Annotated in this window: 20 protein-coding genes; 7 read left to right on the top strand and 13 right to left on the bottom strand. The window is 36.6% G+C overall.

The window, feature by feature from the left end:
- Positions 1 to 69: 69 nt before the first annotated feature.
- Positions 70 to 1,584 carry a GH3 auxin-responsive promoter family protein gene (locus tag J2786_RS21785; protein WP_047426297.1) on the top strand — a complete coding sequence of 505 codons (1,515 nt, stop codon included), beginning with the start codon at positions 70 to 72 and terminating at the stop codon, positions 1,582 to 1,584.
- Between the two features lie 235 nt (positions 1,585 to 1,819).
- On the opposite strand, the gene J2786_RS21790 is transcribed toward J2786_RS21785, so the two are convergent.
- From J2786_RS21790 to J2786_RS21835, 10 genes are all read right to left on the bottom strand, one after another.
- A complete protein-coding gene (locus J2786_RS21790; protein WP_047426299.1) occupies positions 1,820 to 2,230 on the bottom strand; it encodes a hypothetical protein in 411 nt (136 codons plus the stop codon).
- Positions 2,231 to 2,258: 28 nt separating this feature from the next.
- Positions 2,259 to 2,621 (bottom strand): hypothetical protein, encoded by a 363-nt coding sequence (locus J2786_RS21795; protein ID WP_047426301.1) that lies wholly within the window; start codon positions 2,619 to 2,621, stop codon positions 2,259 to 2,261.
- Between the two features lie 4 nt (positions 2,622 to 2,625).
- Positions 2,626 to 3,597: an endonuclease/exonuclease/phosphatase family protein gene (locus tag J2786_RS21800; protein WP_047426303.1), complete on the bottom strand. Its 972-nt coding sequence runs from the start codon at positions 3,595 to 3,597 to the stop codon at positions 2,626 to 2,628.
- A gap of 73 nt (positions 3,598 to 3,670) precedes the next feature.
- Complete coding sequence (locus J2786_RS21805) at positions 3,671 to 4,666, bottom strand: endonuclease/exonuclease/phosphatase family protein (protein ID WP_310026768.1); 996 nt, start codon at positions 4,664 to 4,666, stop codon at positions 3,671 to 3,673.
- Between the two features lie 9 nt (positions 4,667 to 4,675).
- Positions 4,676 to 5,431 (bottom strand): rhomboid family intramembrane serine protease, encoded by a 756-nt coding sequence (locus J2786_RS21810; protein ID WP_047426307.1) that lies wholly within the window; start codon positions 5,429 to 5,431, stop codon positions 4,676 to 4,678.
- Between the two features lie 5 nt (positions 5,432 to 5,436).
- Entirely contained in the window at positions 5,437 to 7,233 is a 1,797-nt protein-coding gene (mutL, locus tag J2786_RS21815; RefSeq protein WP_047426309.1) for a DNA mismatch repair endonuclease MutL, read from the bottom strand.
- Between the two features lie 314 nt (positions 7,234 to 7,547).
- A complete protein-coding gene (locus J2786_RS21820; RefSeq protein WP_047426311.1) occupies positions 7,548 to 8,375 on the bottom strand; it encodes a YoaK family protein in 828 nt (275 codons plus the stop codon).
- A gap of 28 nt (positions 8,376 to 8,403) precedes the next feature.
- Positions 8,404 to 8,898 (bottom strand): hypothetical protein, encoded by a 495-nt coding sequence (locus J2786_RS21825; RefSeq protein WP_047426313.1) that lies wholly within the window; start codon positions 8,896 to 8,898, stop codon positions 8,404 to 8,406.
- A gap of 231 nt (positions 8,899 to 9,129) precedes the next feature.
- On the bottom strand, positions 9,130 to 10,542 hold the full coding sequence (locus J2786_RS21830) for a sensor histidine kinase (protein WP_047426314.1): 1,413 nt from the start codon (positions 10,540 to 10,542) through the stop codon (positions 9,130 to 9,132).
- Positions 10,543 to 10,545: 3 nt separating this feature from the next.
- Entirely contained in the window at positions 10,546 to 11,253 is a 708-nt protein-coding gene (locus J2786_RS21835; protein WP_047426315.1) for a response regulator transcription factor, read from the bottom strand.
- A gap of 410 nt (positions 11,254 to 11,663) precedes the next feature.
- Here J2786_RS21835 and J2786_RS21840 point away from each other — a divergent pair, with 410 nt between their 5' ends.
- The 6 genes from J2786_RS21840 to J2786_RS21865 all read left to right on the top strand — a co-directional run bounded on the left by J2786_RS21840 (position 11,664) and on the right by J2786_RS21865 (position 21,032).
- Positions 11,664 to 12,233 carry a helix-turn-helix domain-containing protein gene (locus J2786_RS21840; RefSeq protein ID WP_047426317.1) on the top strand — a complete coding sequence of 190 codons (570 nt, stop codon included), beginning with the start codon at positions 11,664 to 11,666 and terminating at the stop codon, positions 12,231 to 12,233.
- 557 nt (positions 12,234 to 12,790) lie between these two features.
- The gene (locus J2786_RS21845) at positions 12,791 to 15,616 is read left to right on the top strand and encodes a TonB-dependent receptor (RefSeq protein WP_310026775.1); all 2,826 of its coding nucleotides are present in this window, start codon (positions 12,791 to 12,793) and stop codon (positions 15,614 to 15,616) included.
- A gap of 9 nt (positions 15,617 to 15,625) precedes the next feature.
- A complete protein-coding gene (locus tag J2786_RS21850; protein ID WP_047427766.1) occupies positions 15,626 to 16,936 on the top strand; it encodes a DUF5690 family protein in 1,311 nt (436 codons plus the stop codon).
- Positions 16,937 to 16,947: 11 nt separating this feature from the next.
- Positions 16,948 to 18,102 carry a TIGR03364 family FAD-dependent oxidoreductase gene (locus tag J2786_RS21855; RefSeq protein WP_047426323.1) on the top strand — a complete coding sequence of 385 codons (1,155 nt, stop codon included), beginning with the start codon at positions 16,948 to 16,950 and terminating at the stop codon, positions 18,100 to 18,102.
- A gap of 7 nt (positions 18,103 to 18,109) precedes the next feature.
- A complete protein-coding gene (locus tag J2786_RS21860) occupies positions 18,110 to 18,778 on the top strand; it encodes an HAD-IA family hydrolase (RefSeq protein ID WP_047426325.1) in 669 nt (222 codons plus the stop codon).
- A 400-nt stretch (positions 18,779 to 19,178) separates the two neighbouring features.
- Positions 19,179 to 21,032: an alkaline phosphatase family protein gene (locus tag J2786_RS21865; RefSeq protein ID WP_047426326.1), complete on the top strand. Its 1,854-nt coding sequence runs from the start codon at positions 19,179 to 19,181 to the stop codon at positions 21,030 to 21,032.
- A 75-nt stretch (positions 21,033 to 21,107) separates the two neighbouring features.
- On the opposite strand, the gene J2786_RS21870 is transcribed toward J2786_RS21865, so the two are convergent.
- The 3 genes from J2786_RS21870 to J2786_RS21880 are packed head-to-tail and all read right to left on the bottom strand — an operon-like array spanning position 21,108 to position 23,433.
- Positions 21,108 to 21,593 carry a GNAT family N-acetyltransferase gene (locus J2786_RS21870; protein ID WP_047426328.1) on the bottom strand — a complete coding sequence of 162 codons (486 nt, stop codon included), beginning with the start codon at positions 21,591 to 21,593 and terminating at the stop codon, positions 21,108 to 21,110.
- A gap of 14 nt (positions 21,594 to 21,607) precedes the next feature.
- Positions 21,608 to 23,023 carry an aminotransferase-like domain-containing protein gene (locus J2786_RS21875; protein ID WP_047426330.1) on the bottom strand — a complete coding sequence of 472 codons (1,416 nt, stop codon included), beginning with the start codon at positions 23,021 to 23,023 and terminating at the stop codon, positions 21,608 to 21,610.
- Between the two features lie 41 nt (positions 23,024 to 23,064).
- Positions 23,065 to 23,433, bottom strand: a complete 369-nt coding sequence (locus tag J2786_RS21880; RefSeq protein ID WP_047426332.1) for a hypothetical protein — start codon at positions 23,431 to 23,433, stop codon at positions 23,065 to 23,067.
- Positions 23,434 to 23,531: the final 98 nt, after the last annotated feature.

Consider the following 23,531-nt stretch of genomic DNA (forward strand, 5'->3'; position numbering starts at 1 on the left):
TGTAACGGTTTTTTTATTTAATTCCGTAAAAAATTTTCTGAAAATTCAAATATCATTATATTTGTTGAAATGGCAACCAAAGCACTTTTCAATACCGTAGTCAACTGGTTCATCCGTCAAAGGATTGACCAGATACAGAATTTCATGGACCATCCTATTGAAACCCAGAAAGGTATACTCTTTTCTCAGCTGTTTCATGCAGAAGATACAGAATATGGCAAGTTATACGGGTTCAATTCTATTTCAAGTTATCAGGATTTTAAAAACAAAGTTCCTATCGTTACCTATGAAGAAATGGAACCTTTTATTGAAAAAGCAAGACAGGGGCATAAAGATGTAAGCTGGCCGGGACTGATTAAACACTTTGCCAAATCATCAGGTACAACCAATGCTAAAAGCAAATTCATTCCTATCTCTGCCGAAAGCCTTGAATACTGCCATATGAAAGCCGGAAAGGACATGGTTTCCATTTATGCCAACAACCATCCAGAAAATCAGCTTTTTAATTATAAAAACTTACGTTTGGGCGGAAGCTCCGAACTATATGCAGATTTCAATACAAAATTCGGAGATTTATCTGCTATTCTCATAGATAATCTTCCCTTTTGGGTAGAAATTACCACCACCCCAAGCAAGAAAGTTTCTTTGATGGGAGAATGGGAAAGTAAGCTTAAAGCAATTACCTCCGAAGTAAAAAATGAAGATGTAGGAAGCATCCTTGGAGTACCAAGCTGGATGATGGTCCTTCTGCAAAGGGTATTAAAGGAAACCAACGTAGGAAGTATTTCTGAGCTGTGGCCTAATTTAGAGGTGTTTTTTCACGGCGGAATCAGTTTTAAGCCCTACCGGGAACAATTCAGACAGATCATCGGAAAAAACATCAATTACTACGAAATTTACAACGCCTCTGAAGGCTTCTTTGGTATCCAGGACAGATCAGACAGTGATGAGATGCTGCTGATGCTGGATTATGGGATATTTTATGAATTTATTCCAATGGATCAGTTCCATTTTTCAAATCCGAAGGTCGTGAGCCTGGAAGATGTGGAAGTAGGAAAAAATTATGCAATGGTGATCACCACCAATGGAGGACTCTGGAGATACCTGATTGGTGATACTGTTGTCTTTACGTCAGTTAATCCTTTCAGAATAAAAATAACAGGAAGAACAAAGCACTATATCAATGCTTTTGGGGAAGAACTGATGATTACCAATGTAGAATCTGCCCTTTCAAAAGCTTGTGAAGCAACTGGTGCACAAATCACGGATTTTACAGGAGCTCCTGTATTTATGAAAGGAAATGAAGGTGGTGCCCACGAATGGATTTTTGAATTCAGTCAGCATCCGGATAACCTGGACCATTTTATTGACGCTTTTGACAAGCATCTAAAAACAATCAATTCAGACTATGAAGCGAAAAGGTATAACAACATGACTCTTAAAAGGCCGATTGTTCATATCGCTAAAGAAAATCTGTTCTATCAATGGCTGGAAGCCAAAGGAAAACTGGGAGGACAAAATAAAGTACCAAGACTAAGCAATGACAGAGAATATATTGATCCATTGCTGGAGATGAATAAATAAAATTTACTGTAAAGCACAAAGAATCAGTGATTCGAATGTTTTATTTAAGGAGACTGAGAATATCGCAGCTTATGAAATGTAGTGGCTATACGTATGCTTCGTCAGAATCAATCTATTGATTCAACCTTTGCTCCCTTGAATAGTAGGGTATCAGAATAGAAACTTTACGTTAAAAAAATCTATTTACAGATAATAACTAAAAAGCCGTAGTTCAATAGAATTACGGCTTTTATATTTATTTGCTTAGATCTTCTTTTACTTTCTTTGCAGCTTCCTCTACTTTCGAAGCTCCTTTTTTCGCAGCCTCTTTTGCATCCTGTCCTACTTTATTAGCTTCAGTCTTTATATCCTGGCCAGCTTTGTTGAGATCCTGTTTTGTCTTATCTGCTGTGGCATCTATTTTATCTTTGGCCTTCTGAGCAGCAGCATCAATCTTATTGCCTGCTTCATCTACTTTTGTTTTCACATCTTCTTTGGCATTGTTGATCTTTGCAGTATCCACAACGTTAGGAGTTTCAGTTGTGGTAGTGGTAGTAGTGGTAGTAGATCCGTCAGGATTCTCTACCTGTTCTGTTTTTGTTGTTGATTTTGTACATGCTACAGTGAATACTGAGATCACGATTGCAGCTAAAATTTGTTTTTTCATATTGTTTATTTTTTAATGGAATTTAGATTTATTCTGGCTTGGCCTCCTGAGACGTAGGCTTTTCTGCAGTCTTCAGCTTCTTTTCAGCCTCTGATTTTTTCTTTTCGTCTTCCTGTTTTGCCTTATTTTCTTTTTCAAGCTCTGCCTTAAGCTTATTTTCTTCTTCCTGAAGCTTTTTAGCCTGTTTTACAGAATCAATATACTGAGGAGAAGACATTCTTATTTTCCGTGCGATATCCACTGAAACAGCTCCTGTAGAAAAGGAATCGATAGCAGTAGTATCATAACGTATTTTTACTTCCTGTTCAGCTCCGAAACCCGGAGATTCTTTCTTGGAACAAGCTGTAAAAAGAATGGTAAAAATAAAAATCGCAGCCAGTAAATTTTTCATGGAACTAATTTAGCAGAAATTCTGCAATTACAGGATAGTGATCTGACAATTTCACAGACTGGTCTACTTTATAGCTTAACGGAATGATGGATTTCGAAGTGAAAATATAATCAATCCTCAAAGGAACTTTATAATCGTGAAAGCTGCTCGCACTCCCTTTTCCTGCTACCAGAAAGGCATCCTGAAGGTCTTTACCAAGATTGTAATATTCATACGAATTGGGGACAGAATTAAAATCACCGGCCAGAATAACAGGATAAGGAGATAAATCTACCATTTTTCTGATTCTTTTGACCTGATCTTCGTGAGCCTGAAATGTGGGAGTCATATGAGAAAGCAATGTTGAAACATTTCCCAAACCTAATCCATCAAGCTTCGTAAACATAGATTTATGAAGTCTGAAGGGTTCAAGATATACATTAATAATTCTGACTACCTTTCCATTAATGTCTATATCCGCATAGAATGAATTTCCACGGGCTTTTTCATCAATAAGTTCTGCCTGTCTTACAATTTTATGCTTAGTTTTAAGAATAACCGACGGATATTTTATAAGATCACGTTTTATAACGCGGTTGGTATCTTTTTCCTGTACCAGAATAATATCAGCATCCTGTGCTTTGATATAGTCTTTTACTTTATCCCAGCCATATTCTCCGTATTTCACATTAAAAGTCAGTACTTTAATATCCCGTATTGTTTTTAAATTTTCTGTTTTTGGAGAAAAGTTGATCCATCGTCTGATTGGATTATAGAAAATAAATGTACCTAATACAAAAGCAATCGCAATTTTTTCTTTTTTAAAGATCCAGATCAGCGTTAGAATTATATGGGTCAGTATTAAATAAGGAAAACCAAGAGACAAAAGATTCAGGTTGCCTAAAATGTTTGGTGGAATCCATGCATTCCCCAATGTGCATAACAGCAAAACAGCAACAACGATATGTATAAATAGTAATATCTGGTTCGACTTCATGAAAAAACGGTCTTGGTACGGTTTTCTTTCAACAAAAATCCTACCAAGCAGACAATTTTAACTCTTTTTATGATTATTTGTTCTCCGCAGAAAACTTAACTGTGACAGGATAATGATCTGAAATACTTATAGAACGGTCAACCTTATAAGATATTGCCTTTATTGATTTTGAAGAAAAAACGTAATCGATCCTTATTGGAAATTTATAGTCGTGAAAACTGGTTGCACTGCCTTTTCCAGCTGTTAAAAATGCATCTTCAAGCCCTTCTGATAAATGATAATATTCATAAGAATTGGGAACAGAATTGAAATCCCCAGTAAGGATAACGGGGTAAGGCGAATTATCAATGACTTCACGAATCAGATCAATTTGTTCCTGATGCTTTTTAAAGGTGGGAATCAGCCTTTTAATAACATCTTTTATTTTTTGTTCGTCGTTATCTGTATCTCCATTAAGTTTCACCATCTCTTTTTGAAAACGAAAAGGATTGAGGTAGACATCAATGAACCTGTAGGTCCTGCCATTAATTTCTATATCAGCCATCAACCCAGGAATTCTTACCCCTTCATCCTGTGGATCGATCATCTGCTGCTTAATGATTTTATGTTTGGTCAGAATTGTTAAACCTCCTCCGGGATTTGCTTTCTGATAGCCTTCAAATTTATATTTAATACCCGCATCCTCCTGAAGAAGAATAACATCTGCATTCTGAGATTTCAGGTAGGGTTCAACCTCTTTATTTCCTATTCTCCCAGCCCTTGTATTGAAAGAAATAACCTTTATCTCAGAGCCCGGTTTTTGATTTTGATCAGAATAGTTAACCCAACGTTTTACAGGATTTATAAATGCCAAACCCGCAAACATAAATACAAACGTCCTTTTTTTCCAGCTTAGCATCCAGAATACAGTCAGGATGATATATAGAATGATAAGAACCGGGAACCCTAATGAAAGCAGATTAAACCATGGAAAAATCTTTGGCGGAACATAAGCGTTCAATAAAGTACCCAACAGCAGAAATAAGATTCCCAGATGGATAATCAGTACTATAAGACGGAAAATCTTCACAATGTTATTTTAATTGAAACGGTACAAATGTTTTTTCCAGATTCTTGCCAGCAGCCATCCAACAAGAGCTCCTCCTACGTGAGCAAGATGTGCAATTCCTCCTCCGTTTCCTGAAACACCAAGGTATATTGAAACAATAACAATGATTGGCAACAGATACTTTACTTTAATCGGAACCGGAATAAACATGATTCCAATTTTAGAATCAGGATATAGCGTTGCAAATGCAGCTACGACACCGAAAATAGCCCCAGAGGCCCCTAACATAGGAGATCTTAAATCTCTATAAAGCTGATCTGCTAAATTTTGTGCTTCCTGACTAGATGCATGGAATGTTAAATAATCAGCAGTGTTAAGAGATACTCTTGAATAGATTTCAGACGCATTGACTCCTAAACTTTCCAAACCAGAAACAATCTGTTGTACTTCTACAAAATTCCACAGATTAAACAAGAAAAATGAACCAAGCCCACTTGCAAAGTATAATATCAGATACTTTTTATCTCCCAATGTCTGTTCCAGAATTGGCCCAAAACTAAACAAGGTAAACATATTGAATAGAATATGCATTACCCCTCCAGGTTCTTCAAGAGGAGCATGCATAAACATGTGTGTGATTACCTGCCATGATCTGAAGAGTGGAGAAAAAGGATAATAGCCTACCAAAGAATCATATAATCCTTTAAAAATAAAATTAGATACAAGGTATACTAAAACATTGATTATAATAATATTTCTTGTAATCGGCGGTATATTATTAAACATATTTTCTAAAATTTGTTTTTAAAGTCGTTAAACGGAACTTCATAAAAGCATCTTTTGCCGTCCGGTAAAAATTCCGGGAAGCCTAATGCTGTAAAGTCTTTGATCAACTGTTCCGCATCTTTTTTATAAATAAAGTCAAATCTCGACTTCGACTGCATTTTGTTCCATTGGTTATGGTAATACTGCATAAATTCTTCTTCCGTCTTGTAATCCAGGATCTCAAAAAGGTTTTCCAGGAACTTCATGGCTTGGGTTTCTTTCAGTCCTTCAGGAAGTGAATCTATTCGAAGTACACTTTCATGAGCAATTTTCATGTCAAACCCTAATTCCGGAAGATATTTTTTTATCGAATTGTATTTTGTCTTTTCGATTTCATTCATATGATACTCCAGAGAGAAAAGAAGGGCATGGCTGTTTGTATTGGATTTTCTGGTGGATTTATTTCCTTCAGAAACCAACAGTCTGTGCATTCTTCCCAAATCCAGCATTAAGGTGACATCTCCTTTATTGAAAAGCCAGTAACCGTTTGGGAGCCTCATTAAATCTTCATCAAAATCTTCATCTTCAAAAAGGTTAATCTTTGAAGGTTCTGCCGTAATATTCTGATGGTACATTTCCGTAAGGTTCTGAATTTCTTCCGGATGTACTACATTTTTTTCTTCCAGAAACGGATTATAGTCTTTATCTACAATGATTTCAGGCATTTTAAAAACCCCGCCGCCGGAGCCTCCTCCATTTCCTTTGCTGGGAATCGGCTTATTCATCATTTCATCCAGTTCCGGATCTCTGTCGAAATCAAGGCTGGGAGAAACATTATAAATCCCTAAAGATCTTTTAATCGTTGAACGAAGCAAAGCAAAAATAAGATGCTCGTCCTCAAATTTCACTTCGGTTTTCTGTGGATGGATGTTGACATCTATTTTCTCCGGATCAAGCTCCAGGAAAAGGAAAAACGAAGGTACATATCCAGGTTGAAGAAGCCCTTCAAATGCTTCCTGTACTGCTTTATTGAAGTATGGACTTCTGAAATACCTTCCGTTCACAAAAAGAAACTGCTCGCCTCTTGCTTTTTTAGCCCCTTCAGGCTTGGCAACAAAACCATGCAGTTTACACCAGATAATATCTTCTTTAATAGGAATTAAAAGCGGTTGTAATTTTCTTCCGAAAACATCTACAATACGCTGCATCTGACTTCCTTTTCTCAGCCTGAAAACGGCTTCATCATCATGGAAAAGGGAAAACTCCAGATTCTCATGAGCTAATGCAACACGCTGAAATTCATCAATTACGTGCCTGAATTCAATATTATTATTTTTTAAAAACTTCCTTCTTGCAGGAACGTTATAGAAAAGATTTTTTACTAAGAAGTTTGATCCGTCGGCTGTCTGAACCGGGTCCTGAAACTGGAATACTCCGCCTTCGATATAAATGTTGGTTCCAATGGAGGTATCTTTCTGTTTCGTTCTGAGTTCCACTTGAGAAACTGCTGCAATGGAAGCCAGTGCTTCACCACGGAATCCTTTTGTAGCAATCTTAAAGATATCTTCTGTTCCTTTGATTTTGGAGGTAGCATGTCTTTCAAACGCCATACGGGCATCTGTTTCAGACATTCCTTTTCCGTCGTCTACCACCTGAATAAGGTTTTTCCCGGCATCTCTGATGATCAGTTCAATTTTCGTTGCATCTGCATCAATAGCATTTTCCAAAAGTTCTTTCACGATGGATGCAGGCCGCTGCACCACCTCTCCTGCTGCAATTTGGTTGGCTACATGATCCGGTAAAAGCTGAATAATATCTGACATAAAAACGTAAATCAACTTACAAAAATAGTCAATGGAAACGGGAATTAAAATACTAAAATCGTGATTTAATATTTAATTATCAACATTTTTTCCTATTTATCCCCAACCGCTTTTTTTAATGTTTGTAATGAAGGGCGTTAGCAAGTTAATTGCTTCCATCCTAAAATTTTCATTTCAACAACGATGAAAAACAGGACAAAAACAATACATTCAGAGATATTTAAGTTAATTTTTAAGAAAAATGCCCCTATTCCATGATAAAATAAGGGCACTTACAGCTAGTTTATACAAAAAATTAATAATGTGTTTATATTTTAATCCTCAAAGACAAGTTTTCTTTTCTTTTCTCTTTTTGGAATTCCATGGATTTTATCATACAGATAGGCAAAGAGATTCGGTTTTTTATAAATCCTGCTGTATCTGTATTTCGTATTGAAGTGACGAATATGAATTTTATAGGCATCATACCCGATTACAATCAACAAACATATACTGATCACATAGAACACCCTGAATTCCAGATAGTAATATGTCAAACCTGAGAATACCGCCCCCATTATGTAAGCAAGCATAATGCTCATTAGAAGTTTTGCTCTGCCAATCAGCTCTCCGTTTTTTCTGTATTTTTTCTGTGTAAACATAGACACCAGAATTCCTAAGTCGGTGGTTGTTCCTGTAAGGTGGGTCGTTTTCACAGAGAAGTTGGAAATACTTGCGGTAAGACCGTTTTGCAGTCCGGTGGCGAAAAGCATCAATGCTACAAGATATTCTGTTTCTTCCAGTGTTTTCTGATAATAAAACTGCCCGTACACTCCTACAAACAGAAGACATATGATTTCCAGCACAATGGGCATAGAATGGGCAAAATATTTACTTTTCTTGTTAAAGTTGATCACAATAAAGTTAGACAGGAAGCTTCCGAAGAAGAATAAAAAGATCCATCCGCCTACCACAGCTACCTGCGTCCAGTTTCCTTTACTTATTTCTGCTGCTAAAATAGCATAGTGTCCCGTTACGTTCGATGTAAAAGAGAGAAATATCAATAGGGAAGCAATGTTTATAGTACCCGCCGTAAAGGCAGTCAGCGTCCCCAACCTGATATTGTCTCCCAGTGTCCTGCTGTTACTATAATTTCTTAACATTTTTTATTTTTTTTAATTGTGTTTAATTCTAAACTTCGACAAAGATCTCTGCTAACCTTCCTCTTTCAGGAAGCTTTTCTCTTACCTCTACAGCAATCTCATGAGACTTCAGTTCTTTACATTTTTTGATATAAGGGATCAGATCAAACTTACCTTTTCCTTTGCTTTTGATAGATGGAGAATAATAAGCCTCTTCAATATTTTCTGCTTTTACATATTGGTTGAATGTTCTTTGGAAACTTCCTGTAAAGACATCACAAATGATTTTGTTAACCAGATGAGGATATTTATTACTGATAATTCCAAAAGCGTCACAGAATTCTGCAGGCCTGATTTTATTAAAAACAGATGTTTTGGTACTGAACAAAAGATCCCTGATGGAGTCTCCGGAATCATACCCGGAAGTCAAAAGGATATTATATTGGTTCGGATCTTCTGATGCATCTTTCTCTTTAAGTACTTTTTTCAATATATTCAATGACTCAAGAGAGTAATCTGTTGCAATTAAAATTGTTTTAGCCATGTTCTTATTATTTTGTATTGTGTTTATCTTTTTTGATGATACAAAACTAGAACGACCAGATTAGAAGATCTTTGGAATGGAATTAAAATGTGATTAAAGAGATTAAAATGAGATTAGAAAATTGTTAAGAGGACTTAATATAGGAAAGAATCAAGATCAAAAAAAAAGATATAAACGTTTGTTTTTCAGAACAAAAAAAATAAAAAATGAGTAAAATCCAGAATAGAGATTTTACTTGTTTATTTCTTCCCCTTTCTGCATACTATAGAAATTCGGGAACTTCATCTGTACGGTGGTCCCCTGATTCTCATGCGAGCTAACAATCAGTTCACCGTGGTGCATTCTTACAATATTTCTCGCAAGCGGAAGGCCGATTCCGTAGCCTTCGTAATTGTTCGTATTAGAAGCTCTGAAGAACGGATCGTAGATTTTATTCATTTCTACTTCCGGAATTCCGATACCATTGTCTTTTACAATAATGTAGACATCTGTATTGGTGGCTCCCAGAGAGACTTTAACCTGCTGGAAATTAGAATATTTACAGCCATTACTGATGATATTTGCTACTGCGAGATGCAATAGCTGCTCATTCCCCTGAACTTTAAGTTTTTTCGGATTATCGGGAAGCATACTGATATCCAGATAGATATTGTTTCGGGAATCAATCCTTCTGAGAGTCTCAATAACATCCCAAAGAAGCTGGTCTATCCTCACCTTATCCATTTTCTGGATCTTTCCGTCGAATCCGGTTTGGGCAATCATTAATAATGCCTTGATCTTTTTATCAAGTTTTTCAGCTTCATCCAGAATGATCCCAAGAGTTTCTTTGTACTCATCAGCTGTTCTGCTGATGGAAAGAGCAACATCGGCTTCTCCCATGATCGATGTGAGAGGCGTTCTCAATTCGTGGGAAACATTTCCGATCAGGTGATTCTGGGTTTCGAAAGACGTTTCAATACGGTTGAGCATATCATTGAAAGTATCTACCAATTCATTGAGTTCTTTATTATCAGGTTGTGACTCTAATCTTAAGTGAAGATTTTCAGAACTTATTTCCTTTACTTTTCCTGTAATTTTTAAAATGGGTCTGAATAAAGTTTTAGACAGATAAAAAGAGAAAATCATACTAAAGAACAGAGACAGCACGATACAGGTAAGCAGGGTTCTCTTTAAAAAACCCAGATAATAAACCACATAATGGTTTTTAGCAGAAGCGATTGCAATATAATCTTTATCATCATATCTGAAACTCTGACCTATATAGTAGAATTCTTCATCGTTATAATTAGACTCTCCTTCTTTGATAATATTTTTAAAGAAATAATCCGGAATATGAACTTCCTGGGATATTTTTTTGAAATTGGAATCGGTAGGAACAGCAAAAACATAGTCTTTTTCCATCGGAAGCTCCTCATCATTCAAGCTGTTAAGCACATAATTTTCCGGAAGGTCGAGATGATCTTTACTTTTTTCAATCTGAACAATGGTAGCTGTTCTGATCTTCAACAGCTCATAAAACCTCTGATGCGAAAAATTAACAATAGAAAAGTACACCAAACCACTGAACAACAATATGATGGCTGTAAAAACCAACATCAAAAGCACCATCGTTTTGGTCTGATTTGTAATGACTCTATTAAACATTCATTATGTTTTTTTCAATACATACCCCATTCCTATCACGGTATGAATCAATTTATTCTCATCCTGGCTATCCAGTTTTTTCCTTAAATAATTAACATATACATCTACCACATTGGTTCCCAGCTCATAATTTACTCCCCAGACTGCATCCAGAATTTCTGCTCTTGAAATTACTTTTTCAGGATTATTCAGGAAATACAACAGGAGTTTATATTCTGTTGATGTAAGAGAAATGTCTTCTCCCGCGCGGGTTACTTTCTTTGTATAATCATTCACCATCAGATCCGAAAACTGAAAAACATGTTCATTATCCGGCTCCGGTTCAGCGATTTCCTGCGGGCCATTGTTGTTACTTCTTCTTAGCAAAGACTTCACACGTGCCACCAGTTCAATGAATTTGAAAGGTTTCACCAGATAATCATCTCCTCCGCTTTCCAGGCCGAGAACAATATTTTCAGAAGTTCCCAATGCCGTTAAAAACAAAATCGGAACGCTCTGATTGGTTTTTCTTATTTCTTTACATACATCCAGACCATTCATTTCCGGAAGCATAATGTCTAAAATTACCAGATCAAAATCGTTAGCCTGTACCAGCTGTACTCCTGTACGCCCGTCAAAAGCTACAGAAATCTCATATCCATTTTCCTGAAGTCCCTTTTTAATGAAAGATACTACACTGGTTTCGTCTTCGATAAGAATAATTTTTTTCATAAATGAAATAAGGAGTTTCACAAAAATAGGGAAATTTTCTTGGGATGAGCAAACCTGGAATAGAGAAAGAATAAGGGAGTCTGGAAGATACAAACGGTTATGCTTCCGTTCAAATGGATTAGATGTAACACAAAATCCGCAAAGAAATTTCAATATAAAATTATACAGTGATCGCAAGGGCGTTTCACTATGCAATGATCACATTCTTAGCTGAACGAAGTGCACTCGCTACCGAAAAATAAAACAGCATAATTAATAAACTTGCCAACTTTGCGTTTTTTATTTTTCCACTTTTGTATCACTTTACCTTTTTGTGAATTCCTCTTTTTACCATACAACCTATATAGAATAATATTACCTTTGTTTTGAGTATAATGATGAAAAAATAATCAGGTTAAATTGCACACAGTATGAACGATTTTTTAATAGGTATCGGCAAGAGATTAAAGGATATTAGAAAAAAGAATAATTTAACCATTAACGATCTGGCTTTCAAAGCCAATGTGAGCAACGGTCTTGTTTCCAGGATTGAAAATGGCAGAACTATTCCTTCCCTTCCTGTTTTATTAGATCTGATTCAGTCTCTTGAAATAGATGCCAGCTATTTTTTCGAAGGAGTTGAGAAAAAATCCAACGCCAAATTCATTTATGTTCCTAAAGAAAGCCAGCAAGTCATTGAAAAAGAAGTAGAAGCCGAAGGTTTTAAATACATGCATATCTTCAGCAAAAGTCTTCATTCTTTGGGTTTTGAAGCTGTTCTACTGACTCTTGAGCCCAATTCTAAAAGGGAAAAAGTAATTACGGATGCCTGGGAATTCAAATATATTCTGAAAGGAGAGGTGAAATATGTGATTGATAATGAAGAAGTCATCTTAAAAGAGGGTGATTCTTTGTATTTCAACGGAAAATTTCCACATGTTCCTGTAAGCATCAGTGATGAAAGCTGTGTGATGCTTGTTCTTTATTTTTATACTGCATAACAACATATTTTTTTAACGCAAAGTTCTTACTTGACTTTTGTCATTCTGACGAAGGAAGAATCTTATTTGTATTTCATTTCATTCAGAATGACACGTCGAGAATAGGTTCATTCCAAGTGTATGCAATGCTTCATCAGCGACAAGATCGCCGCCTTGCTTCCTTATAAATATACTGTTTCAATCATAACCTTTGTGTCTCAAATAATAATCATTTTACTCACTATCCCTCAATTTCCGATTTTCATACAATACAAAAGTTTACAAATATGCAACTTTTGATTTTGCATATTCTTCCTAAATGAACGGAATATTAACTAAAACATCACTGTTTTGGCTCAATTTCAATTGCATAATTATAAGGCAATATTTACTGGAAACATGATGTGAACCGCGTCAATCTCTGTTTCGTCCAGTTTTCAAAGATCAGATTTAATGCTTTTCAAAGTAAAACAGCTGTAACAAACAGAGTCTATTTATTAAACAATACTTAACACTAAATATTTATATATATTAAAATTATTGGCGTGATTTGCATAAAAAATTTAATATATGTAAAAATGAAAACAAATTTAGAGAAATTACTTACCCTTGTTTTTGTCTGTTTCATTGTATTTGTTTCAGCGCAGAAACAGTTAATTATAGGAACTGTTCTTGACGACAGTCAGCCTCTCCCCGGGGCCACAGTTAAAATAAAAGGCTTATCCAGAAATATAATAACTGATATTGAAGGAAAATTTGCCATTAATGATATCAAAGAAGGCCAATATATTTTACAAATCAGTTATATAGGTTACGAATCTTCAGACATCAATGTGGATCTGAAACCGGAACAAACAGTTGATTTAGGAATCATAAAACTTTCCCAGCCCGGAAAAAATATTGATGAAATAGTGGTTACGGGAACACTTAAAAATACAGAAGCAAGAGCATTAAATCTTCAGAAAAATGCCATCAACATCACCAATATTATTGCTTCAGACGGAATCGGAAAGCTACCAGACAGAAATGCAGCAGAGACGGTACAGCGTGTACAGGGAGTTTCTATTGAAAGAGATCAGGGTGAGGGGAGATTTGTTTCCCTGAGAGGACTTCCACCATTCTGGGCATCTACAACCATCAATGGAAACAGACTACCAACGGCTGAGGAAGAAACAACTTCCAGAGCGACAGCTTTCGACTTCTTTCCTACGGAACTGATCTCGTATGTGCATGTAAACAAGTCTTTTAGCCCAGATATGGAAGCAGACGGAATTGGTGGTGGCGTAAACTTTATCACCAAAACTCCACCAATGAAGACAGAATTCAAAGCAACAATTGGAAGCGGATATAATGCAAAAGCTGACAAAGGCGTTTACAACCTTGGATTCTTGTATGGAGGAAGAACAAAAGATAAGAAATTCGGGTATTTGTTCAATTTTGCTCATTTCATAAGAAACTGGTCTACAGATAATTTCGAGGCCAGAAGAAGCGGAGACGAAGGTGTTTTCAGACTGGAACTTCGTGATTATAACGGGGTAAGAAAAACAACGGGAATCAATACCGCATTTGAATATGTACTTTCTCCAAAAACGACTTTCTATTTAAAAGGAATGTATGGTACCTTATCGGATGACGAAACCCATTACAAACATAGAATCCGATTTGATAAGTTCAGCAGTGCCAATAATACAGCAAGAGTTGAACTTCAGAACATCCACAATTTACTGATTACAGAACTTACTTCGGTTTCTTTGGGAGCGGTTCATCAATTCAATAAAGGGAAAATCGACTGGGATTTATCTTATTACGACAACAAATTCAAGTATGGAAATATCCCTGACAAGCAGAACAATTCTTATTATGTTATCAAGTATACTCAATCTGGTGTAGGTATTAATCCTGATTATATTTCCAACCATGGAAATGGCCCCAGAGCTTACTGGAAAGCAGATGGCGGGAAATTAAATTATAAAAACCCTGATGCTTTATTTGGTTTTTACAGTGATCCTAACTTTAAAATGGATGCTTCCCAGATGAGATTTACAGATCTTGAATTTTATAAGGTTTTTGTAGAGGAAATGGATAAAATCGTTGCAGCTTTCAACCATGAGATCAATGCTTCTGATAAACTGACTTTAAAGTATGGTTTTAAATACAGAGATAAAGAGCGTAATGCAAAATTCTCTGATATTTTCTACAACTGGAGCAGTGGTACAGCACCTCTTTTGTCTGATTTTTCACCATATATCACAACACAGCCCAACGGACCGAAATATTTAAGTGAAATGAATACCCACGTCGGGAATACTTTCGGGCCGGTACTTTCCACCACTGGAATGAATCAGTTCTGGTATGATCATCAGGGAAATCTGAAAATTAATACTGCTGATTCTGAAGCGTTGGAATACAATAAAGCATTAGGAAGAAATTTTGATGTTTTTGAAAAACATGCAGATGCTTACGGGATGGCAACTTATAAACTGAATGATAAGATTACGATTTTAGGAGGAATCAGATTATCAAACACCAATACCAAAGTAAAAGGATATAGCGTGAATGATAACGTATTGACACCAGTAGAAAATACCAAAAACTATCTGGCCGTTCTTCCGATGATTCATTTGAAATATACTTTAAACGATAAGGCTAACCTTCGTTTTGCAGCGACAAGAACTTTCTCAAGACCGAATTTTGGAGATCTTACGCCGGGAGGAACTTATATTGAAGCAGATAACGAGTTTAAAGGTGGAAATCCAAATCTTAATCCTACTTATTCTTTGAACTTTGACATGATGGGAGAATATTATTTCTCTAATGTAGGGATTTTAAGCGGAGGAGTTTTCTATAAATCCATTACAGATCCTATTTTCCAGGATTCTTTTATTGGAAATTATAATGGAAACAACGGAGTACAATTTACCGCTCCAAATAACGGAAAAGCAGCATGGTTAGGAGGTATTGAATTGGGAATCAACAAGAGATTTGATTTTCTTCCGGGATTTTTACAGTACTTCGGAGTGCAGCTGAATGCCACCTTCATGACTTCTGAAATGGAAAAGTCAAGCGGAAGAATCGTTGACCTACCTTATCAGGCAAATGAATTATATAACGCGCAGCTTTTCTTTGAGAAAAAAGGATTCAACGCGAGACTGGCTTATAACTATAAAGGGAAATATGCTGTAGAATATGCTGAGGAAGACATCAATGATTCTTATTATGGTAAATACAGCAATCTTGATTTCGGAGGCTCTTATCAGTTTACCAAATACCTTACTTTATACGCCGATGTGAACAATATTCTGAACAAACCTCTGATCTATCACTTTGGTAAAAATGAAGACCGTCCTGAGCAGGTAGAATACTACGGAGTACGATTCAATCTTGGAGTAAAACTGAACTTCTAAACCATGATTATGGCCAGAAAAATCAATAAAAAAACATTAGTAACACTGAAGGCCGCTTTTGCTGCTTTTGGTGTTTACTTCTGCATGTACGGCTTCAGAAAGCCTTTCACTGTAGCTTCTTTTGAGGGACTTTCTTATTTCGGAGTCGATTATAAGATTCTGATTATCATTGCACAGGCAGTAGGTTATTTTATTTCAAAATTCATCGGGATCAAATTTATTTCCGAACTGAAACCCCAGAAAAGACTTACTAACCTGTTTGTTTTCATTGCCATTGCAGAACTTGCGTTGTTAGGATTTGCAGCTGTTCCCGCTCCTTACAATATTATATGTATGTTCATCAATGGAATTCCACTGGGAATGATCTGGGGAATTGTTTTTTCCTACATCGAAGGGCGCAAAACGACAGAAATCATTGGCTTGTTTTTATGTTCAAGCTTTGTTGTTTCTTCAGGATTTACAAAGTCGGCAGGGAAATTTTTAATGGATACATTCTCAATTTCCGAATTCTGGATGCCGTTTTCTGCCGGACTTATCTTTATTATTCCATTGATTCTTTTCGGACTGCTTCTTGAAAGAATTCCCCAACCTTCAGACGAAGATATTTTGCTTAAAAACAAAAGACAGCCATTGAATGGTGCAGAAAGAAAAGCATTGATCCAGCAGTTTTTTGTTCCGATTGTGTGTATTATATTTCTGTATATCAGCTTAACGGTTTTAAGGGACTTCAGGGATAATTTCAACCGGGAAATCTGGGACGGACTGCATTTCAGTTTCGACAGCTCTATTTTTACCTTAACGGAGATTCCTATTGCGGTGATGGTTCTTTTGATCTTAAGTTTTATGGTGAAAGTGAAAAATAACAAAAAAGCATTTACATACTATCATTATATTCTTTTTGCGGGAATTCTCACCGTAGGCCTTTCTACTTATCTTTTTCAGCAGGGTTCATTATCTCCGTTTTTATGGATGACGGTTTCCGGCTTCGGAATGTATATCTGTTATATTCCTTTTAACGGAATTTATTTTGACCGGATGATTGCTGCTTTTGAGATCAAAGGGAATGTAGGTTTTCTGATCTATATTGTAGATTCATTCGGGTATCTGGGAAGTGTTCTGATTCTTTTATATAAAAACTTTGGCTCGGCTCAGACTTCATGGTTACATTTTTATATCAATTTAAATTATATCATCACCGTTACGGTTTTCATTCTTTCGGTGATTGCTTTTCTGGCTTTCAGGAACAAGTCAAAGCCGAAATCAAACTTAAACTCAAACTCTAATCAATTCATCAATTTCGATACGTCGAAAATTTTATAAATAATAATACAATGACAACAAAATTTGATTTACTCGTTGTAGGAGGTGGAATTTTAGGAACATTCCATGCTTATCATGCGCTGAAGAAAAACCTTAAGGTAGCCATACTGGAAAGAAATTCTGTTCCTCAGGGTGCTACTGTAAGGAATTTCGGACAGGTAGTACCTTCCGGAATGGATCTGAAATGGCAGAATTTCGGAAGAGAAAGCCTTGCTATCTATCATGAACTTCACACGCAGGCAGATCTTACCATCAGACAAAACGGATCTGTATATATCGCTTCCAATGACGAAGAACTTCAGCTGATTGAAGAGCTGTATGAAATCAACAGAAACAATGATTATGAATCTGTTTTATTATCAAAAAGCGACTGTATCAAGAAATATGACGGTCTCCGTTCGGATTATTGCAAAGGAGGACTGTTCTTTCCGCAGGAACTTTCTGTAGATTCTGCAGATATGATTGTAAAGCTTCATAAGCTGCTTCACGAAAAGATGGGATTGCAGATTTTTTATAACACCACAGTTCTTGAAACCCATGAAGATGATCAGAAATGTACTGCTGTAGCAGCAGACGGAACGGCATTCAACGCTTCTAAAATCATTATCTGCGGCGGGCATGAGTTTAAAACTTTATATCCTAAAGTATTCAATGACAGTGATCTGGAAGTGAGTAAGCTTCAGATGCTTCAGACCAAACCGCAGGGAATTTATTCGCTTCAGGGAAATATCCTTACCGGGCTTTCTGTGAGAAGATATGAATCATTCAGCGAATGTCCTTCTTTTCAGAAAATCAAGGCTTTAGAAAACCCAAATTCTTTTGAAAAGAAATACGGAGTTCATATTTTATTCAAACAAGCACTTGACGGTTCTGTCATCATCGGAGATTCTCATGAATATGCAGACGCTAAAAATTCAGATGATCTTGGATATGATCTTAATATGGAGATTGATGAATTCATGATCCATGAGGCTAAGAAAATCATTGATCTTCCCACGTATGAAATCCAGAGAAGATGGTTTGGAATCTATTCCCAATGCAAAACCAAAGATATTTTCGAGCACAGCCCATCTGCGAATATTCATATTGTAACGGGTATCGGAGGAAAAGGAATGACGGGAAGCGGTGGCTTCTCCAAATTTAATATTGAAAAAATTTACGCATAAAATTTAAATGAAAAATATAGAATTATTAGTTCTGGATATGGCCGGAACAACGATTGATGAGGACAATGTAGTATACAAAACACTTACCAGCGCTGTGAATGATTACGGCTATGTTGTAAGCCTTGAAAAAGTATTATCCAGCTGTGCCGGAATGGAAAAACTGGAAGCTATTACAAGTCTTTTAAAAGAAATGAACGGAAATGAAGATGATGCTGCCGCTATTTTTGAAAATTTCTCAGATCAGCTTAAAGAATCTTATAAAAACCTTGAAGTAAAACCCATCAACGGAACGGAAGATTTCCTGCTCAGCATGAAGTCTCAAAATAAAAAGATCGTTTTAAATACCGGATATACTTCTGAAATCGCTCATCAGCTTTTGAATAAACTCAACTGGAAAGAAAGTATTCATTTTGATGCTTTGATTACTGCGGACGATGTTTCGCAAAGCCGTCCAAGCCCTGAAATGATTCATCTTGCCATGAAGAAATTCAATATCACTGAAGCTCACAAAGTTTTAAAGGCAGGAGATTCTGTCATTGATGTTGAAGAGGGTAAAAATGCAGGCTGTGGATTAACGATTGCAGTTCTCTCCGGGGCTCAAAGCAGAAAAGAACTTGAGAAGGCCTCTCCTGATTATATTCTGAATACGATTTCTGAGGCTGAGGGTATTCTTTAAATACCTTTTCTTCAAACTATTTTTTATTACTTCTTGACACAAATGTTTTCATGATAATTCATTGGAAATGTTTGTGTTTTTACCACCCCGTCAAATCATAGATTTGACACCCCTCCGGAGGAGGGGAATGTAGTACGGATTATTAGGTATTTGTTATAACCGACATTTCCAGCAACCTTTTTTGATCTTCTATTCAAAAAGCCTGAAACTTAAAATAAACAGAATCACTTTCTTTTGTGACTTTTGTGGTCATTTTCTAAGTTTTCCTACGAACTTTTTAATTATCAATTAATTAACTTTCAGTTTATAAATATTTACAAATAGTAAACTAATTTTACAATAGTTAAAAATAAATTACTATTTGTAAACTTTTATACTTTTAAAAAAACTCTTTTTCCCTATGAAAACAAAACTATTCTCAATGACTGTTGTAATGAGCTGCTTTCTTGGAGCTCAGACAAAAAAAGTACTTTTTATCGGAATTGACGGTTGTCGTGCAGACGTCATGATGTCTACGCCTACTCCAAACATTCAAAACCTTATCAGTCAGTCAATCTATTCTGTTGACGGTCTTTGTTCTGCCACTACCTGGAGCGGAAACGGCTGGAGCACTATGCTTACCGGAGTATGGCATACCAAACATAATGTTCAGGATAATAATTTCACCAGTCCGAACTATGTCAATTATCCTGATTTTATGACGAGAGCAGAGAATTACAACTCTAATTTAAGAACAATTTCTTTGGCTCACTGGTCACCCATCAACGATAAAATTATCCAAAACGCTGATGTGAAAACCAATCTTTCTACAGATCTTGCCGTAAAAAATGCAGCCGTTACAGCTTTGCAAAATGATAATCCGGATATTCTCTTTGTAGATTTTGACGATGTAGACCACGCAGGACATTCTTACGGATTCTCATCAGGTATTCCTCAATATGTTTCTTCTATTAAAACTACAGACACTTATGTAGGAGAGATTGTTGCCGCTATGAAAAGCAGACCTTCTTATAACAATGAAGATTGGTTGGTCGTTTTGACTACAGATCATGGAGCGGTAGACAGTTCTCATGGCGGCGGAAACCTTTCTGAAAGAAATATTTTTACGGTGTATTCCAATCCGGGATTTACTCCACAGAAGATCAGTAAAACGGTACTGGAATCCAATAAAACATTTAATCAGTTGAATTTTCCGGCAGGAACGTATGCAAAACCGGCAAACCAGACTCCTTTTAATTTTGGAGCAAATCAGGATTTTACGATTGAATTTTGGGTAAAGCCCAATGCATCTTATTCCAGTGATCCGGTGATGATCAGCAATAAAAACTGGGCTAACGGGAAAAATAAAGGATTCGTTTTCTCAGGATATTCCGGGCAGACTTTCAAGATGAATATTGGGGACGGAACGAACAGAATTGATCTTGTTGGCGGAAAAGTAGAAACCAATAAATGGAAACATATTGCTGCGAGCTTTGACAGAGATGGCCTTGTAACTTTATATGAAGATGGTGTTCCGGTAACTTTTGCTAAAATGAATACCATTGGAAATATTGATTCCGGGCTTCCTTTAACTTTAAATCAGGATGGTACGAATGCTTATGGAATTAATCTCGCGGCTTCTTATAAAGATATAAGAATATGGAAGTCTGCTCTTCCAAATGATGTGATTGTGAATTGGGCTAATCAGGATATTACCTCTTCACATCCTTATTATTCTCAACTAATAGCCAATTGGAAATGTAACGGAACTTCAGGAAATACATTGACGGATTCAGGTCCAAATACTAATAATATGACTGTAACTGGTTCGCCAACGTATAATGCCAATACAGTGAACAATTTTAAGGTATACGATTACACCTCAACGACAAGAGAAACAGATCATTTCCCAACGGTATTGAACTGGCTTTGTATTCCGGTGCAGTCTTCGTGGGGAATTGACGGAGTGAACAGAATTCCGGCATGTTCCAAAGAAATATTATCAGCAAAAGAAACGAAAGTAATGGCTGAAGATTTTAAAATGTATCCGAATCCTGTTTCAACATTCATTGGAATCCAGTATAAGACTGAAGATAAGGAAATTAAAGCAGAAATCATTGACAGTAAAGGAGTGCATATTTCAACCTCAAATTTTCAGTCGTCAAGAGGTTTTTATGATGAAAAAATTAATATCGGGAATCTTCCGGCTGGAGTATATTTCCTTACAATTACCGGAAGCAGAAATTCACTGACAAGGACTTTTATCAAGAAATAAAACAGTAAAACAATTAGATTTACATTTGATATTAGAACAAGGATATTCCTATCCGAGTTCTAATATTTTTTTTGTTTATGTATTGAAAATCAACTCCATTCTGACATCTGCACGGTCGTACTCAGCATGACCGACAGGGGTATGGATAAAGCCTAATTTTTCATAAAGTTTTATGGCGGGAATCAGAATAGAGTTAGTGACTAAAAAGACTTTTTCTGCATTGAGTTCTCTTGCTTTTTCCACTAAAGTTTTTCCCAGCAGATAGCCTAATTTTTTCCCTTGCGCCTTAGGGCTTACCGCCATCTTTGAAAGCTCAAAAGTAAGAGGATGATCTTCCGTTTTCACTAATGCACAAGTTCCTACCGCTTCTCCATCCAGCAAAGCAAAGACAATGTGTCCTTCTTTATTTAAAATCTCCTCTTCCGGATGATCCAGCAGCTTATAATCACCTGCTTCCATTACAAAAAACGTTTTGATCCATTCTTCATTCAAAGCTTTGAAAGCTTCTTTATATTGAGGTTCATAGGATATAATTTTTACTTCATTTTTACTATCATTCATCGCTATATGGTTTATTAAATTCTGTTTTTGATCATTTTTCCAAGTTTCTTCAGGTCACTTTCCACCCTGTCTGTCCACTCCAATGCGTAATTCAGACGCATACAGTTCTGGTACTGATTATATTGTGAAAACATCCTTCCCGGAGCGAAATTAACTTTCTGACTGACCGCTTCATCATACAGGTCTTCTGTACAAATCCTCTTATCCAGTTCCAGCCAGAGCATAAATCCTCCTTTAGGTTCTGAGATTTTTGTGTTATCCGGAAAATACTCAATCACCGATTTTTGGATCTGGAGGTAGTTGGCGTACAATTTCTTTCTGAACATTCTCAAATGATGATCATATCTTCCGTGGGCAAGGAAATCTGCAATCACATCAGAAAACAAAGAAGGTCCGCTCACCGTCTGGACCAGTTTCTGACGGATAATTTTTTCTTTGAACTTTCCGGGAGCGACCCATCCAATCCTAAAACCGGGCGCCAGTGTTTTTGAAACTGAACCTACCCACATCACAATTCCAGCTTCATCATAAAATTTACATGGTTTCGGTCTTCCGGCTCCGAAATAGATGTTTCCATAGACATCGTCCTCCACCAAAGGAACATTATATTCCGTAAGCATCCTTACCAGCTCTTTCTTGTTTTCATCGGGCATCTGAAATCCCAGCGGATTATTATAATTCACCACAAAACAACATGCAGAAAGCTTCGGCAGCACCTTTTTTAACTCATCCAGATCTACTCCGGTAATCGGATGGGTAGGAATTTCCACAGCTTTCAGTCCTAATAACTGAATAGCCTGAAGAATTCCGAAGTATACAGGGCTTTCCACCGCTACTGAATCTCCCGGTTGCGTCACGGCCATTAAGCAATTGTAAACGGCATTCATCGCTCCGGAAGTAATCACAAGATCATCTTCTGTGATTTTCCCTTCCATGACCATTGACCATTTGGCAATTTCCCGGCGAAGCACTTCGCTTCCCTGTACAGGTTCATAGTTTGTTCCACTGTCGCTTTTCCTTTTGATCACATCAATCATACATTTCTTCATCTTGGCTACCGGAAGAAGACTTTTGCCCGGAATTCCCAATCCAAACTGTGTTATATCTGTTCCTGCAATCACTCCAAATACCTTATCAATAAGATCCTGTGGAGTGTTCTTCCCTTCTGAAACCTTCATTTGAGCCACGGAGGGCAGCGCAAGCTTTCGCTGGGAAGTCTGGCTTACATAATATCCATATTTGGGGCGTGATTCTACCAAAGAACGGCTTTCCAGTTCCATATAGGCTTGTTTCACGGTATTCAGGCTTACATTGTATAATTTCTGGGCACTTCTCAGTGAAGGCAGCCTGTCTCCAAACTGCAGGGTTTCGCTTTTAATCTGCTCTGTGACAGAATTGGCTATTTTAAGGTACAGAACATCTTTAGACATAGAATCCGGGTTTTACGTAAATGTACAATTTTATCCTGTTTTTATTCAGGATTCAGCCAGCTGATCATACTGTTGATACTACTTTTTAACTGTTCCGGATCCCTGAAATTGGGCGTATTATTATTTTTGCAATATCTTTCAGCCCGGGAAGAAAAGTTTCTTTTTTCGGCTTCTGTCATTCTGCTTTTATCATAGATTTTAAACGATATATTTTCCTTTTCATCGATGATGAGACTAGCAAAAGCAATGACTTCCCTACCATTTTTAGCCAAAAGAAAAGGAAGTCCGAAATTCTGATCTGCTTTCTCTACATGCTGTGTTTCCAGAAAGATGTTTTTCAGCACCAACATATCTGATACATAAGCCTCAGCATATTGAACCTGCTTCTGATGTTGAATGATTGTTTCCATATTTTCTTCTTTAGCTAAACAAAATTATGGAGTATTTAATTTTGGATACAGATACAGAACTATAGAATATTATGGGTACAGATTTTTATGTAACCATT

It is taken from the genome of Chryseobacterium vietnamense (assembly GCF_031454475.1).
GTDB classification, from domain to species: Bacteria; Bacteroidota; Bacteroidia; order Flavobacteriales; family Weeksellaceae; genus Chryseobacterium; species Chryseobacterium vietnamense.

Bases quoted from the DNA above. Each gene is read 5' to 3' on its own strand.
- J2786_RS21840 (WP_047426317.1), top strand. From the start codon at position 11,664: ATGAACGATTTTTTAATAGGTATCGGCAAGAGATTAAAGGATATTAGA.
- J2786_RS21825 (WP_047426313.1), bottom strand. From the start codon at position 8,898: ATGGCTAAAACAATTTTAATTGCAACAGATTACTCTCTTGAGTCATTG.
- J2786_RS21845 (WP_310026775.1), top strand. From the start codon at position 12,791: ATGAAAACAAATTTAGAGAAATTACTTACCCTTGTTTTTGTCTGTTTC.
- J2786_RS21830 (WP_047426314.1), bottom strand. From the start codon at position 10,542: ATGTTTAATAGAGTCATTACAAATCAGACCAAAACGATGGTGCTTTTG.
- J2786_RS21795 (WP_047426301.1), bottom strand. From the start codon at position 2,621: ATGAAAAATTTACTGGCTGCGATTTTTATTTTTACCATTCTTTTTACA.
- J2786_RS21855 (WP_047426323.1), top strand. From the start codon at position 16,948: ATGACAACAAAATTTGATTTACTCGTTGTAGGAGGTGGAATTTTAGGA.
- J2786_RS21865 (WP_047426326.1), top strand. From the start codon at position 19,179: ATGAAAACAAAACTATTCTCAATGACTGTTGTAATGAGCTGCTTTCTT.
- J2786_RS21860 (WP_047426325.1), top strand. From the start codon at position 18,110: ATGAAAAATATAGAATTATTAGTTCTGGATATGGCCGGAACAACGATT.
- J2786_RS21810 (WP_047426307.1), bottom strand. From the start codon at position 5,431: ATGTTTAATAATATACCGCCGATTACAAGAAATATTATTATAATCAAT.
- J2786_RS21790 (WP_047426299.1), bottom strand. From the start codon at position 2,230: ATGAAAAAACAAATTTTAGCTGCAATCGTGATCTCAGTATTCACTGTA.
- J2786_RS21800 (WP_047426303.1), bottom strand. From the start codon at position 3,597: ATGAAGTCGAACCAGATATTACTATTTATACATATCGTTGTTGCTGTT.
- mutL (WP_047426309.1), bottom strand. From the start codon at position 7,233: ATGTCAGATATTATTCAGCTTTTACCGGATCATGTAGCCAACCAAATT.
- J2786_RS21835 (WP_047426315.1), bottom strand. From the start codon at position 11,253: ATGAAAAAAATTATTCTTATCGAAGACGAAACCAGTGTAGTATCTTTC.
- J2786_RS21870 (WP_047426328.1), bottom strand. From the start codon at position 21,593: ATGAATGATAGTAAAAATGAAGTAAAAATTATATCCTATGAACCTCAA.
- J2786_RS21785 (WP_047426297.1), top strand. From the start codon at position 70: ATGGCAACCAAAGCACTTTTCAATACCGTAGTCAACTGGTTCATCCGT.
- J2786_RS21880 (WP_047426332.1), bottom strand. From the start codon at position 23,433: ATGGAAACAATCATTCAACATCAGAAGCAGGTTCAATATGCTGAGGCT.
- J2786_RS21820 (WP_047426311.1), bottom strand. From the start codon at position 8,375: ATGTTAAGAAATTATAGTAACAGCAGGACACTGGGAGACAATATCAGG.
- J2786_RS21875 (WP_047426330.1), bottom strand. From the start codon at position 23,023: ATGTCTAAAGATGTTCTGTACCTTAAAATAGCCAATTCTGTCACAGAG.
- J2786_RS21850 (WP_047427766.1), top strand. From the start codon at position 15,626: ATGGCCAGAAAAATCAATAAAAAAACATTAGTAACACTGAAGGCCGCT.